Below are 14,566 nucleotides of genomic sequence, written 5' to 3'. Positions count from 1 at the left end.
GCTATGGAAAATATTATAAACACCGGTAAAACCTATCTTATGAACAACTACGGAAGATATCCAATTTGTTTTGAAAAAGGAGATGGTTGCAAGGTATATGATAAAGATGGGAAGGAATATATAGATTTTTTAGGAGGAGTTGCGGTTAACTCTTTGGGATACGGGCATAAAAATCTAGTTAATGCCATAAAAAATCAAGCTGAAAAACTAATTCATATCTCAAATTATTTTTGGATAGAAAATCAGATTTCTCTAGGAAAGCTCCTTGCAGAAAACTCTTTTGCAGATAAGGCATTTTTCTGTAATTCAGGAGCAGAGGCAAACGAAGCTGCAGTAAAGCTTGCTAGAAAATATGCCTATAAAAAATATGGTTCCCATCAAAATCATATAATAGCTATGTCAGGCTCTTTTCATGGGAGAACCTTAGCTACCCTTAGCATGACTTCAAATAAAAAATATCAAGAGGGTTTTGGACCTTGTCCTGAAGGATTTTCCTTTGCAGACTTCAATGATATAGAGTCCCTTGCAAAGCTAATTACAGAAAATACATGCGCAGTGATTTTAGAGCCTATACAAGGAGAAGGTGGAGTAACCCCTTCTGATATTTCATATCTAGAGGAAGTAAAGGAGATTTGCCAGAAAAATAATGTCCTTTTGATTTTCGATGAAGTACAGTGCGGAATGGGTAGGACTGGAAATTTATTTGCCTATGAAAGCTACGGTGTGACTCCAGATATAGTTTCCCTTGCAAAGGGACTTGGGAGCGGCTTTCCTATAGGTGCAATTATAGCAACTGATGAAGTGGCTTCAGCCTTTGAGCCAGGAGACCACGGTAGTACCTTTGGCGGGAATCCCCTTGCCTGCGCTGCAGCCCTTGCAACCTTAAATACAATTATTGAGGATGGATTTCTAAAAAACGTATGTGATACATCTACTTATTTTATAGAAAAGCTAAATGAACTAAAGGAAAAGCATAGCATTGTAAAAACTGTAAAAGGTAAAGGACTGCTTCTTGGTCTAGAGCTAAAAATAGAAGGAAGTGAGATTGTAAAAAAAGGGCTAGAGAAAGGCATTTTAATTAACTGCACAGCATCAAATGTCCTTAGATTTGTTCCTCCCCTTATAATAAATAAAGAAGAAATAGATTTCCTTATATCTGCTCTAGATAATATCTTAGAGTTTTATAGGTAAACTTAGCTATTAGCAATATTTTCTTCCATACATTCTAAGATTATTTGCCTTATCTTTTATAACTATATCCACATGTAACCTTTTCTTAAGAAACTGGACTTGAAAATATGGTAAAATATTCTAGAAGGTGTATCTTTATTTGAGCAAAGGCTCATGCTATCTTCTAGAAAAGGAAGGTGCCATATATGGAAAGTATACTCATACAAGGTGAAAGCATATCCCTTGTCTATTCCAAGGAAGAATATATTGACTATATCATAGAAGCAGAAAGTGATCCTCATAACGCGCCTTACGTGTTTCAATGGACTAAGGCTCAGCATATTGAAGCCATGGAAAACCCTGATATCTTGCATATAACTATAGTTGAAAACGAATCTTTTGAGAAGGTTGGTTATGCTATAGTTGCTGGAGCAAAAAGCCCCCATAAAGCAATCGAGCTTATGAGGGTAGTCATTAGCAAAAAAAGTCATGGCTACGGAAGAGAATCTCTAAATCTCATCAAAAAGCTTGCCTTTGAAATCCTTGATGCTCACAGGCTATGGCTTGATGTTAAGGAATATAATTATAGCGCTATCAATTTATATAAATCAGAGGGCTTCAAAAAAGAAGGTCTTCTTAGAGAATGCATCCTCTATAACGGAAACTTTGATTCCCTTGTAGTTATGTCTATTCTAAAAAAAGAATATAAGCAGCCTTCAATTGAAGATCTTATATTTGAGCCGTAAAATTATACACATACATCCTAGATTATTTAGACTCCTAAAAGAGCTATAAAATCTAGGATGTTTTAGGTTTATCATTAATTAATTTTTATAGGTCTTTTAGCTTCTTTTAGAGCTTGTTTTTTTTAGGGCTTCTCTTTCCTTTTCTTCCCCTTTTATTTTCCTTATCTAAAAAATCCTTAAAAGTCATTCCCTTTTTTTCTTTATTTCCCTGGGTTTCTCTTCCTCTTTTATTTTTATCTCCAGAATTTTCGCTTTCCTTATTTCCTCTTCTAAAATGTTCTTCTTTATTATGATGCTTTATCATCTCTATTTTCTTTATATCAGCTTTTATATCACCTTCAAGCTTTTCTAAAGAGGCACTATGCTTTGGCGTCACAAACGTAACTGCAACTCCTTTTTCCCCTGCTCTTCCTGTTCTCCCTATCCTATGGATATAGCTTTCTGTATCTAGCATCATATCGTAGTTATATACATGAGTGACACCTTCTATATCAAGACCTCTAGCTGCTACATCTGTAGCTACAAGAAGCTGAACCTTTGCATTTCTAAAGTCCTTCATAACCTTTTCTCTTTTTGCCTGACTCAAGTCCCCGTGAAGCTCGTCAGAGTTATACCCTCTTGCTCTTAGAGCTTCATTTAGATTCCTCACCCTTCTTTTAGTTCTGCAAAATATTATAGCCATAAAGGGCTGCTGCTCATCTATCATTTTGCATAGAGCGTCTTGCTTTCCTCTATCTGTTGTCTTTACTATTATCTGCTCTATTTCATCAAGTGTTACGTTTTCACTTTTTACACTTACATAATGGGGCTCTTGCATATAGGTTTTGGCTAACTTTTTTACATCTTTGTTTAAGGTTGCTGAAAAACACATTACCTGCTTCTCATCTGGGGTAAAATTAAGTATTGCATCCACCTCTTCTATAAACCCCATATGAAGCATCTGGTCCGCTTCATCAAGAACTAGCATTTGGAGGTTGTCTAAGTTTATGCTTCCCCTTTTTAGGTGATCAAGAAGTCTTCCTGGTGTTCCTATTACGAGATGGATATTTCCTTTTAGCTTGCTCAGTTGTTTTTCAACATCCTGCCCCCCATAGGCAGAAAGGACATTTATCCCCTTTACAGATATCAGCTTTTGAGCTTCCTCTGTAATTTGTATTGCAAGCTCTCTAGTTGGAGTTATTATAAGGGCTTGAATCTCATTTGCGGATGGGTCTATGCTTTGAAGGATTGGTAGTAAAAATGCAAGGGTCTTTCCTGTCCCAGTTTGGGCCTGAGCAATTACATCCCTTCCCTTTAATATATATGGTATAGACTTTATCTGCACAGGGGTTGGAGTCGTTATCTTAAGCTTTTCAAGTCTATCTGTCATTTCTTTTTCTATTCCAAGTTCCATAAAATCTTTTATCATAATTTTGTCCTCTCAATATAAAACATAAATTTGGTTATCTATTTTAAAGTAGCTCACTAAGGTGTGGATTTTATTTATCCCTTCGAAAAATCCATAAATCCATTTTTTAATAGCTTAATACTTTTGTTATTGTGAATAGTCTTTTTTACTAATAATAAAATTTTATATTACCATATTAACAGTTTTTTTTCATCAAATGATTTTTATAGTCCTAAAATTGTAAGTAAATTTAAAAATTACTAATTACTGATTATTAACTTATATCCACAATTTTTTTGTTGATTTTATGTAAATTCACATACTTATCCACATAAATCACAGTATTCTATCCACATATCCACAAATATTTTTTGTTTTTCTGTGGAAAATTTTGTCTTTATAGTATTCATTTTATTTGTTTTATATGATAGAATAGAAATCGTGTGTGTATTTCATTTTCATGAATAAACAACTGGAGGAATATATAATTGATTACTGTAACTAATTTAGCACTCCGTTATGGAGATAAAAAACTTTTTGAAGATGTAAATCTTAAATTTACACCAGGAAACTGTTATGGAGTAATAGGTGCAAACGGCGCCGGAAAAACAACTTTTCTAAAGATCCTTTCTTCTGAAATCGAACCAAATTCAGGAGAAATATCAGTTGCTCCAAATACTAGAATGTCTGTACTTAAGCAAAATCACTATCAATATGATGAATATACTGTAATGGACGCTGTAATAATGGGAAATGAAAGACTTTACCAGATTATGCAGGAAAAAGATGCAATATATGCAAAAGAGGATTTTTCTGATGAGGATGGTATAAAAGCCGCTGAGCTTGAAGGAGAATTCGCTGAAATGGATGGTTGGGAAGCTGAATCAGAAGCTTCTTCACTTCTTCAGGGTCTAGGAATCTCTACAGACCTTCATTACAAAAATGTAAAAGACCTTGAAGGGTCTGACAAGGTTAAAGTACTTCTTGCTCAGGCACTTTTTGGAAAACCAGGAATCCTTATTCTGGATGAGCCTACTAACCATCTTGATGTAAATGCTATAAAATGGCTTGAAGAGTTCCTTATAGGCTTTGAGGGTACTGTAATAGTAGTGTCCCATGATAGATACTTCCTTAACAAGGTATGTACTCATATGGCTGACGTGGACTTTGGAAAAATCAAGCTGTATGTAGGAAACTATGACTTCTGGTATGAGTCTAGTCAGCTTGCCCTTTCTCTTATGAAGGATCAAAATAAGAAAAAAGAAGAAAAAATCAAGCAGCTTCAGGACTTTATTGCGAGATTTAGTGCAAATGCATCTAAGTCAAAGCAGGCTACATCAAGAAAAAAGATGCTCGATAAAATAAATATCGACGAAATCCAGCCTTCTACAAGAAGATACCCATATGTAGGATTCACTATGGATAGAGAAGTTGGAAATGACATACTTATGGTAGAGAATCTATCAAAGACTATAGATGGAGAGCAGATACTGAATAATGTATCATTCACAGTAAGAAAAGGTGACAAGATTGCATTTTTAGGTGAAAGTGAATTAATGATTAGTACATTGTTTGAAATTCTATCTGGCGAAATGGAGCCAGACAGTGGATCATTCAAGTGGGGGGTTACAATAACTAAATCTTATTTCCCTAAGGACAACTCTTCATTCTTTGAAGGATGCACCCTTAGCATAGTTGATTGGCTAAGACAGTTTTCTGAGGAAAAAGCCGAGACATATATAAGAGGATTCCTTGGAAGAATGCTGTTTTCTGGAGAAGAAGCCCTAAAGGAAGTAAACGTACTTTCTGGAGGAGAAAAGGTTCGTTGTATGCTATCTAGAATGATGCTTAGCAACTCAAATGTACTCATGCTAGATCAACCTACAAATCACCTTGACCTTGAATCAATCACTGCTTTAAATAATGGACTTAAGGACTATAAGAGTAATATTCTTTTTGCATCCCATGACCATCAGTTTATGCAGACAATCGCAAATAGAATCATAAAGCTTACAAAGGATGGTTCAAAGGATTATCTAATGACATACGATGAATACCTAGAGCAAGCTTAAATCAGTTAAGGACCAAAACTGCTTTAATCCTTATTACTTTTAAATATTATATTTTTACAATCTATTAAACATGGTATTGCCAAAGGCAATACCATGTTTTTGCTTTGAGTAATTTCATATTTATTTTAAGCAATTCCACTTACTCTAAAGCCCTCTTAAATGCTCAGGCTTGAAAAAATCCTCTGACAATGCCTCATCTATATTTTTAAGCAATTCATCTTTTTCCTCGTTAAGTATCCCTCCTAAGGATATATAGTTTGATGCATGGTTTGCCCTAAATATAGAGCCTTTTAAATCTGTATTTTCTATAAAGAGCCTTATCTCCTCAAGAACTTCTTTGGGGCTAAGAAGTGAAAACTTATCGTTTTGCCAGTCTTCATAAAGAGGAGTACCCTCTTCAAGCATCAGTGTTAAAAACGACACATATTCAGGATTTATACGATTTACAACCCTTGCAGATTCGATAGCATGCTCTTTAGTTTTCTCTTTTCCCCCTATTCCTGAGATGAGTGTAATCGATATAGGAATCTGTGCAGCCTTTAGCTTTTGTCCAGAGCTTATTATCTCTGAAGAAGAGACTCCCTTTTCTATATCTTTAAGTATCTGGTCATCCCCTGATTCAATCCCTATATACACTATTCCTAGACCACTTTCCTTTAGGGCTTTTAAGTCCTCCTCAGACTTTAGAAGTATATCCTTTGGGGCTGCATATATACCCACTCTTTCGCACTCAGGAAAAATTTCTTTAATATAATCAAGTATTTGAATCAATTTTTTGGCAGGAAGTACTAGAGCATCTCCATCTGCTAAAAATATTCTCTTTATATATCTGTAATTTTCTCTAGCCTCGTCAAGATCCTCTTTTATTTCTTCCCATGATTTAATTCTAAAGCTCTTATCTTTATACATACTGCAAAATGTACATTTGTTATGGGCACATCCAACTGCAACTTGAACTATAAGACTTCTTGCCTCACTTGGTGGTCTATATATACTTCCTTCGTACTTCATGATTCCCTCCGTATTATAAATAAAACTTAAAACGCCCCATGAAAGAGGCGTCCTATTCTATAGATTTTTTGTTTTTTCAATCTCTTTTGTAAGACTAATTATCTCATCTATTATATTTCCAATATATTCTATTGTATCAAGTAGAGGTTTTTCAGTTGTAATATCAACTCCAGCAAGCTTTGCAAGCTCCACTGGGTTTAGAGTCCCTCCTGCTTTTAGTACACTCATCCAGTCATTTACTGCCGGACTTCCTTCTTCTTTTATTCTTTTCATTACAGCTGTGGCAACTGTGAGGCCCGCACTATAGGTGTATGGATAAAGACCTTTATAATAATGAAGCTGCCTCATCCATGTAAGCTCAGCCCCCTCTGTTATATTTACTGTATCTCCCCAAAATATCTCAAGGCTTTCCCTTTTTAATCTATTAAGGTCAGAGGCCTGCACGCTCCCTCCAGAATCTATAATCTTATAAACCTCTCTTTGAAAATGAGCTTCAAGAAGATGGGTGACAAAGTTGTGATAGTATGTCCTACTTATCATAGAGGATAAAACCCATCTTTTAAATCTCAGGTAATCCTCTTTTTTCATAAGATAATCTGCCATTATCATTTCATTCATAGTAGATGGAGCCTCTATAAAATAAAGGGATGGCCTAGAATCAAAAATATTTTGGTTTTTGTGGGAAAGATAAAAATGACCTGCATGTCCAAGCTCATGTGCAAGGACGAATACCTCTCTCATCCTCTCTGACCAGCTAATCAGTACAAAGGGATGGCTTAGATAAGGACTTGCACAAAATGCTCCTGTTGTTTTTCCTTTGTTTTGAACAAAATCTATCCATCTTTCATCAAAGCTTCTTTTTATCATATCAAGATAATCTTCTCCAAATATAGACAAAGCTTTAAAAAGATAATCCTTTGATTCCTCTACAGATATACTTGGCTCAAAGTCTGGGTCTACTGTCAGCTTCAAATCAGCAAACTCTAGCTTTTCTATATTATGAATTTCCCCTAAAAATTTTGCATACTTTCTCATATGTGGAGCTAATTTTTCCATAATAATATCTATCTGCCTATCATAAAGACTTCTATCCACTTCTTGAGGAAAAAGAAGGCTATCTATCACAGATTCAAACCCTCTAAGGTCTGAAAGGATTTTTTCTTTTAAAACCTGGGTTCCAAAGGTTCCTCCCATAGTATGCTGATATGCTTTTAGCTGCTCTGAAAAGGCTCTAAATGCCTCTCTTCTTATATCCTTATCTGTTTCATATTCATAGTGATTTTCAAAAATTACAAAGCTTAGGGGATACTCTTTCTCCCCTACTTTAAAGGGCTTAAAATCAAGATCTGCAAGCTTAGCTTTACTATATATAGCAAATGGGGACTCCAAAACTGAAGATAGACCTGCAAGGACCTTCTCTGTCTCTTCATGAAGGATATATGGCTTGAATCTCATTATTTCATTTAGATAGTTTTTGTTTGAACTAGAAAGTTCAATCGCACTTTCTATGATTTCTTTATTTTGATTTAGTATTTCACCTCTAATAAAGCTCAGCCTTGCTGCTACCTTTGATTGAAGGTTATTAAATCTTCCCTGCCTTGCCTGATTTGAAGAGTTTGACTGGTCCACAGAAACCTCCAGAAAAGCATATGTACCAGCTTTTCCAAGTAGCTCCAAAACTTCCCTCAAAGAATCTAGGCAACTTGCTATAGTTTCAGGATCAGATAGCTTTCCTTTAAAACTTTGCTGAAGAATTTTGGATTTTTCATCGATTGCTTTATAATCTCTTTCAAACTCTTCTTCACTCTGATAAAGAGCACCTAAATCCCATGTAAGTGATTTATCTACTTCTTCTCTTCTTAAAACTGAAGTGTCCAATACTATTCTCCCCCTTTATCTTTTATCTTAACGCTATAAGCTTTAAGATTCCCCTTTTATTTTGATTTAATCTTTAATAAAATAAATAGCATCTACAGTTGCTTAAGTAGGGACTCAAGTATTTCTGGCTTTAAGGGCCTGCTTACAAGATATCCCTGTATCTTATCGCACTCCATTGATTTTAGCATCTCAAGATGTTTTTCAGTTTCCACTCCCTCTGCAGTAACTTTTATATTCAAGGATTTTGCCATTGTAATAATAGTGCTAATTATGGCCTTTGCATTACCATCAGATACCATATCCTTCACGAAGCTTCTATCTATTTTTAAGGTATCAATAGGAAGCTGAGTAAGATAGGAAAGGGATGAGTACCCAGTCCCAAAGTCATCTATGGAAATCTTTATCCCCATATTTTTGAGTTTTTTAATTTGCTCAAGCTTGTCCTTTACATTAGTCATTGCACTTGATTCTGTAATTTCAAGTTCCAGATATTTAGGGTCTAACTCCGTAAGCTCCAGTGCTTTTTGAATCTTATCCATAAATCCCATATCTTCAAGCTGAAGAGGGGAAAGATTTACTGAGACTTTAAAATCCCCTAAGTTTTTATCTTGCCATAGTTTATTTTGCCTGCATGCCTCAGTAAGCACCCATTCTCCTACATCTACAATAATTCCTTTTTTCTCCATAAGCTCTATAATATAATAAATGGGAATATGTCCCCAATCCTTGTTGTCCCATCTAAGGAGAGCTTCATTTCCTACTATTTGATTTGTCCTTATATCCACTATAGGCTGATACACAAGGTAAAATTCTTTATTTTCAAGGGCATGATAAAGGGAGTTTTCTATTTCCTGCTCTTGTTTGATAGCATGATTTATATCTTCGTTGTATATCTCATACCCATCTCCGCCGAGCTTTTTTACCTTTAATTTTGCAATTGTTCCATGGTGTATTACATCTTCAACTCTATTGTTTGTAAATTCTAAAAGACCTGCTCCTATGCTCACCTTGAGCCTATATTCAATCCCTTTAATCTCTAAAGGCGTGCAGCATATAGCTTTTAGTCTTTTGAGTCTTATATGAATTTCCTCAAGATTTTTATCTACTAGAAACAGTATTATTTCATCTCCAAAATACCTTGCAATTAATTCTCCATCACCTATAAACCCCTTTATTGAATCTGAAAGCCTTTTTAAAACTATGTTTCCAGTTTCATAGCCTCCAATACTGTTTATCTTTTTGAAATCATCCACAGAAACCACTGCAATATATCCACTTTGCTCTTCATGGATATTTCTAAAATATTCTAACGTATGGGGAAGTTCAATTAAAAAACTATTATAGTTGTAAAGACCCGTTATAGTGTCTTTATAGGTAAGCTCTTTAATCTGATACAGCATTTTATTGAAGCTTTTAGCTGCATCTCCCACCTCATTTTTTATAGACTCATCAGCTCTTACTGAAAAATCTCCATTGGATGCCTTTTCAAATACCTTTTTCAAGTTCATTATTGGCTTGGAGATTGTATTTGAATAAATGATAGCAAATATTATTACAATTATAAGGCCTATAATAAAGCTTATCTCCAAATATTTATAAATAGCGTTTACTTCCATATATGCCTCTTCTTGGGATAAAGACATTAAAAATACCCACCCTGGAGAGCTTTCTATCTTGGAATGAATTACAATAAATTCTTCCCCTGTATCTTCTTTATACAGGTTTATCCCCTCACTTGTACTAAGTATTTTATCTTTTACAGACCTGTCACCTAGCACATCTATAAGTGAAGTTTCATTATCTATTACTCTCGATGGATGGCTGATAACTCTTCCCTGTTCATCTGCAATCCATGCATAGCCTGTCCTTTTAAAATTTATTTCACGTACTATTTGGTTTAAAAACTCTGTAGATATTACTCCATTTACAAGACCAATTGTCTGTCCATTTTGCTTCACTGCATGAGAAATTGTAATTATGGGTGCGCCCTCTATATATGGGCTTTTAAAGGGACGAGAAATAAGCTCATTCTCTGATCCCAAAATTATTCTTTGAAATTGCTCCTGAGATGATATATCTATTTCTACATCATAAGTAGTCCATGCACTCCCTGCAATATCAGAAATAGTTAGATTTCTAAATTTACTTCCATCTGATATAGAAAGAAGAAATGGTTTTATCACATCCATATCCAGAGAAGAAATTACAGATGACCTTGAAATCATTCTAATCTGCTCACTTAACCCTTCAAGCTCCTTGCTTACTTCATCCGCTCTAGAACTTGTAATTTCCTGATATTGATTTTTTATCTCTTCAGGAAGAGATTGAAGTCTATGGTTAATTACTAGTCCAAGGCTTAGGAATAGTAAAACTGCCATAATTATCATATATATTGACATTTGGGTTCTAATGGATTTCATATTTTCCCTTTCACAAAGCATATAATTTATATTAGATTTATCTGTATATTTTAATTCCTATTATATTTTACTTTATTTCTAAATATTATATAACCGTTTCTAAAAAATAAGTGCCACGTATATATCCTAATATATATCGACATTTTTTGCAAAATCTATTGTAAACCTCGATATTTTTATAGTTGATGTTTCTTTCTGTAGGTTATATAATTCATAATATAAAGAATATATCTTCTATATTTTAAAAATATTCCTTTGCTAAGAAGCAGGAAATCTCAAATCAGGAGGAAAAGATGAAAATTTTAACCACAAAAGAACTTATACTTTCAGCTATATTTGCTGCAATGACATGTGTGCTTGCCCTTATTGCAATACCCCTTCCATTTACACCTGTTCCAATAACTTTACATGTAATGGGAGTTGCTATGGCCGGAGCTACCCTTGGAAAAAAACTTGGATTTATATCCCAAGGAGTATATATGCTTCTAGGAGCTATTGGTCTTCCTGTATTTTCAGGGGGAAGAGGCGGAATAGGCGTAATCCTTGGCCCAACTGGAGGATACATAATCGGATTTGTAATTGGAGCTTTTGTAATCGGATTTTTAGTAGAAAATCTTTCTAGATATGCTAATGGAAAGAAAAGCGAATTTTTCATATTATTCTTTTCAATGATTGTAGGACTTGCAGTAATATATATCATAGGAGCGCTTCAGCTTAAAGCTGTGCTTGGCCTTACTACCCCTCAAGCAATCGCTAGTGGCGTAACTCCTTTTATAGCCTCTGATTTTGTAAAGGTAAGCTTGGGAGCATTTGTAGCTTACTATGTGAGAAATGGACTTAAAAAATCCAATCTAATGCCATCAAATAATAAAGTGGCCGCATAGTTATAACAAATAATCATAAACTGATATCTCTAAAATAAAAAACCCTAAGCTATTCTAATTGTCTATACTTTAGAATAGCCTAGGGTTTTAGTTTGAGATATGAGTAATTATTTCAAATAATCTTATTAGCTTTAAAATGAGCAATCATTAAATCTACCATCCGTCCATAGCTTTTTACTCCATCATCTTGTCTGTTACTTCTTAAATAACTATCATTTACCCTTTCTGCAACCTCTGAAGTCTTACCTTCATATCTTCTCCAAAATTCTCTATAACTTACTATATCTCTTCTTAAGTCTTCTGAGTAAAGACTTGCAACCTCACGTGCTAAATCAGAGTCTTCTCTTGAAAGTGCATTCATAGAGTTAAAGAGTGCAAGAATCGTAGCTGAATACTGAAAATCAAAATCCGGATGTAGCTTCCCTGTTAGATATGCCACAAAGTTGGCTTCATCCTCTCTTGCTATTCCTCGTTGATGGGCCATCTCATGAAGAGTCGTTGCAGGAAGGAGTAGATGTGGTATGGCTGTATTTACATTTGCTTCTGCTGTAAAAGGAAAATACATTCCTGTGATTCTTGTATATAACATAGGCTTTGATAGGGCAATTGATTTTGGCTTTCCATATCTTCCCGAGAGAGGCCTTATCTTTTCTCCCGCATTTTCAAATCCTTTATCTGCCCTTAAAAATACATCCCTATATCCTCCAGAAATTGTCATTAAACCTTTTTCATCTTCTTCAACTAGAGTTCTAAGATTATTTGCTTTTTCTACAAGAGCTAGATTCAAGTCATAAAGCTCCTGCTTTGTATACATAGAAACTTCTAGGTTTATCATTTGTGCAATTGATATTCTGCTATAGTTAAATCCCCATAAAAACATAAATAGTATGTACAGTGCTGAAATATAAAGAATGATTTTTCCTGAAAATTTAAAAAACCCTCCTTTAAACATCTTGTATATTAGAAGAAAAAATACAAATGGAATTGCAATAAGGTGAGATACATATAGTATCTCACCTAAAGAAAATGGAAGTATTCCTGTAATTATGTTTATTCCTTGGATTATCCATTTATTTATAGTTAGGGAAAAATATTTTTCCAAAATATCTTGTCTTTGTTCAAATAAAATTCCTAAAAAAAATGTACATAAAGCAATTCCAAGAACTGCAAATGATACTGGAATTTCTATTTTTTTCCTTCTACTATATGCTTTTTCTAGAAACATAATCATTCTCCTACACGCTTATAGAGTAACTTCTCTTCCCATATTCATATTCTTTGCTTTTTCATAAATACCCTTAGCTGTCACAATATCAAGTACTGCTGTACCTACGCTTTTAAATACCGTAATCTGATTTTCATCTTCCCTTGATTTTGTTTTGGAAAGTATAAGCTCTCCAAGCTCTCCCATTATCTTTTCTTTTGAAAATCTTTTATTTTCCATAGGTATAATAAAGTCTCCAGCCTCAGAAAGTACTCCATCAAGCGTATCAAGATATATAAGAGAAGCTCTATCTAAAATAACTTCATCAAGCTCCCTGCTATCAGGAGTGTAGGAGCCCATGGCATTAATATGTGCACCAAGTTTTACCTTTGAGCCATCGAATGTAGGAATTTTTGATGTGGTAATAGTTGTTATGATATCTGCATCCTCTATGCATTCCACAGATGTCTTTGAGGTCTTTATATTGCCCTGAAAGTCCTTAAGCTCATATCTTAGCATACTTGCAAAAGCTTCTGCTTCATCATTTGATAAATCAAATACTTTTATCTCCTCTATATTTCTTACTGAAAGAACAGCCTCTACTTGGGCTTTGGCTTGTCCCCCTGTACCTATTAGAGCCATTATTTTTGAATCTTTTCTTGATAAAAGCTCAGTTGCACATCCTGCAACTGCTCCTGTTCTAAGTTGAGTGAGATAGGTACCGTCCATCACTGCTGATACTACTCCTGTATTTGCATCTAAAAGAATCATGCTAGCTGGCACAGCAGGTAATCCAATTTTATGATTATCTGGAAAAATTGATACTATCTTTATCCCAGCAGCATGAATTTCATCTACATATCCAGGCATAAAAAGTGCATTCCCATTTGATTTTTCTATATTGATTCCTGTCCTAAGAGGTATATTACTTTTTCCGCTAGTATAGAGTCTAAGTGCCTCTGAGGCAAGATTTACAGCCTCTTTCATAGTAACTGCTCTTTTCATCTCTTCTTTATTTAATATAATCAAAATTATCCCTCCAATTTATCTTATCTATATTTATTTAATTAAAAATCTAGTTATATATTAAAGTATTTTCAAAATTTTAATTATATATTCTAAATCTACTATATCATAATTTTATATGTTTTATGTATAGCCATAACATATAATCTTATAATCATGTGTATTTATTCATATCTGTATCATTTTTATTATAATCTGAATTATTCCCTAATAAATGGATATAAGTTTCAATAAAACACTATAAAAGGAGATAATCTGATGAATCCTCAAAATCCTTTATCTAAAAACGGAAAAGCAATTCTTTGGACAAGGCAGCATGAGCATAGTCTTAATGATTTGAAGACAGATGGTGTTTTTAGAATTAAATATAACTATCTTTATGAAAATTATCACGATATAACAACCTACTATACGAAGCTTTATAAATGGTTTGTCGCTGAAGCAAGCTCTATGGTTCCAAAGCCTGAAAAAGTAGAATATCCCATATGGTGCTCTGTGAGTCCAGAAAACACTCTTCCGGCCATAGAAGGCACTGTTGTTTATGAACTTGAAATAGATGAAAGTGAAGTTATATATTTTGATGGTTCAAAATGGGACTATGTCCTTAATCATCATTATGTTGCCAAAAACCCTGAAGACCTTAAAAAATATCAAGAAGAGATGTATATAAAAGCCCGAATTATTCATAAAAAAATAATTTAGGCTCTTAATTCAGAAATTAGAAAATTCCACAATAAAAGTTCTTAATTTTAGTTTTCTACTCAAATG

General features: G+C 34.1%; 11 protein-coding genes. 5 read left to right on the top strand and 6 right to left on the bottom strand.

Features of this window, described 5'->3' with window-relative positions; genetic code table 11:
* Positions 1-3 precede the first annotated feature (3 nt).
* Positions 4-1,191, top strand: coding sequence for an acetylornithine transaminase (locus J2Z35_RS05540; protein WP_209660323.1), 1,188 nt, complete (start codon positions 4-6; stop codon positions 1,189-1,191).
* Positions 1,192-1,376: 185 nt separating this feature from the next.
* Complete coding sequence (locus J2Z35_RS05535) at positions 1,377-1,916, top strand: GNAT family N-acetyltransferase (protein ID WP_209660321.1); 540 nt, start codon at positions 1,377-1,379, stop codon at positions 1,914-1,916.
* Between the two features lie 106 nt (positions 1,917-2,022).
* Here the strand turns inward: J2Z35_RS05535 and J2Z35_RS05530 are convergent, their stop codons facing one another.
* Positions 2,023-3,324 (bottom strand): DEAD/DEAH box helicase, encoded by a 1,302-nt coding sequence (locus J2Z35_RS05530; RefSeq protein ID WP_209660319.1) that lies wholly within the window; start codon positions 3,322-3,324, stop codon positions 2,023-2,025.
* A gap of 467 nt (positions 3,325-3,791) precedes the next feature.
* Here J2Z35_RS05530 and J2Z35_RS05525 point away from each other — a divergent pair, with 467 nt between their 5' ends.
* On the top strand, positions 3,792-5,375 hold the full coding sequence (locus J2Z35_RS05525) for an ABC-F family ATP-binding cassette domain-containing protein (RefSeq protein WP_209660317.1): 1,584 nt from the start codon (positions 3,792-3,794) through the stop codon (positions 5,373-5,375).
* 144 nt (positions 5,376-5,519) lie between these two features.
* Here the strand turns inward: J2Z35_RS05525 and J2Z35_RS05520 are convergent, their stop codons facing one another.
* The 3 genes from J2Z35_RS05520 to J2Z35_RS05510 form a co-directional block, all read right to left on the bottom strand.
* Entirely contained in the window at positions 5,520-6,386 is an 867-nt protein-coding gene (locus J2Z35_RS05520; RefSeq protein WP_209660315.1) for a radical SAM protein, read from the bottom strand.
* A 57-nt stretch (positions 6,387-6,443) separates the two neighbouring features.
* On the bottom strand, positions 6,444-8,264 hold the full coding sequence (gene pepF, locus J2Z35_RS05515) for an oligoendopeptidase F (protein ID WP_209660313.1): 1,821 nt from the start codon (positions 8,262-8,264) through the stop codon (positions 6,444-6,446).
* A 92-nt stretch (positions 8,265-8,356) separates the two neighbouring features.
* Positions 8,357-10,663, bottom strand: a complete 2,307-nt coding sequence (locus J2Z35_RS05510) for a bifunctional diguanylate cyclase/phosphodiesterase (protein ID WP_209660311.1) — start codon at positions 10,661-10,663, stop codon at positions 8,357-8,359.
* Between the two features lie 314 nt (positions 10,664-10,977).
* Here J2Z35_RS05510 and J2Z35_RS05505 point away from each other — a divergent pair, with 314 nt between their 5' ends.
* Positions 10,978-11,568 (top strand): biotin transporter BioY, encoded by a 591-nt coding sequence (locus tag J2Z35_RS05505; RefSeq protein WP_209660309.1) that lies wholly within the window; start codon positions 10,978-10,980, stop codon positions 11,566-11,568.
* A 112-nt stretch (positions 11,569-11,680) separates the two neighbouring features.
* Here J2Z35_RS05505 and J2Z35_RS05500 read toward each other — a convergent pair whose 3' ends face one another.
* Both J2Z35_RS05500 and J2Z35_RS05495 read right to left on the bottom strand, forming a co-directional pair.
* The gene (locus tag J2Z35_RS05500) at positions 11,681-12,793 is read right to left on the bottom strand and encodes a DUF3810 domain-containing protein (protein ID WP_245330780.1); all 1,113 of its coding nucleotides are present in this window, start codon (positions 12,791-12,793) and stop codon (positions 11,681-11,683) included.
* Between the two features lie 18 nt (positions 12,794-12,811).
* Complete coding sequence (locus J2Z35_RS05495) at positions 12,812-13,801, bottom strand: ornithine cyclodeaminase family protein (protein ID WP_209660305.1); 990 nt, start codon at positions 13,799-13,801, stop codon at positions 12,812-12,814.
* A 255-nt stretch (positions 13,802-14,056) separates the two neighbouring features.
* On the opposite strand from J2Z35_RS05495, the gene J2Z35_RS05490 reads away from it, so the two are divergent.
* On the top strand, positions 14,057-14,500 hold the full coding sequence (locus J2Z35_RS05490; RefSeq protein WP_209660303.1) for a DUF3841 domain-containing protein: 444 nt from the start codon (positions 14,057-14,059) through the stop codon (positions 14,498-14,500).
* Positions 14,501-14,566: the final 66 nt, after the last annotated feature.

The sequence above is a fragment of the Acetoanaerobium pronyense genome (assembly GCF_017874355.1).
GTDB lineage: Bacteria > Bacillota > Clostridia > Peptostreptococcales > Filifactoraceae > Acetoanaerobium > Acetoanaerobium pronyense.
The sequence above is the reverse complement of the archived record's forward strand: the minus strand, read 5'-3'. Positions and strand labels throughout refer to the sequence as shown.

Coding starts and splice junctions, on each gene's coding strand:
- J2Z35_RS05540 (WP_209660323.1), top strand. CDS start 4: ATGGAAAATATTATAAACACCGGTAAAACCTATCTTATGAACAACTAC.
- J2Z35_RS05535 (WP_209660321.1), top strand. CDS start 1,377: ATGGAAAGTATACTCATACAAGGTGAAAGCATATCCCTTGTCTATTCC.
- J2Z35_RS05530 (WP_209660319.1), bottom strand. CDS start 3,324: ATGATAAAAGATTTTATGGAACTTGGAATAGAAAAAGAAATGACAGAT.
- J2Z35_RS05520 (WP_209660315.1), bottom strand. CDS start 6,386: ATGAAGTACGAAGGAAGTATATATAGACCACCAAGTGAGGCAAGAAGT.
- J2Z35_RS05510 (WP_209660311.1), bottom strand. CDS start 10,663: ATGTCAATATATATGATAATTATGGCAGTTTTACTATTCCTAAGCCTT.
- J2Z35_RS05505 (WP_209660309.1), top strand. CDS start 10,978: ATGAAAATTTTAACCACAAAAGAACTTATACTTTCAGCTATATTTGCT.
- J2Z35_RS05500 (WP_245330780.1), bottom strand. CDS start 12,793: ATGTTTCTAGAAAAAGCATATAGTAGAAGGAAAAAAATAGAAATTCCA.
- J2Z35_RS05490 (WP_209660303.1), top strand. CDS start 14,057: ATGAATCCTCAAAATCCTTTATCTAAAAACGGAAAAGCAATTCTTTGG.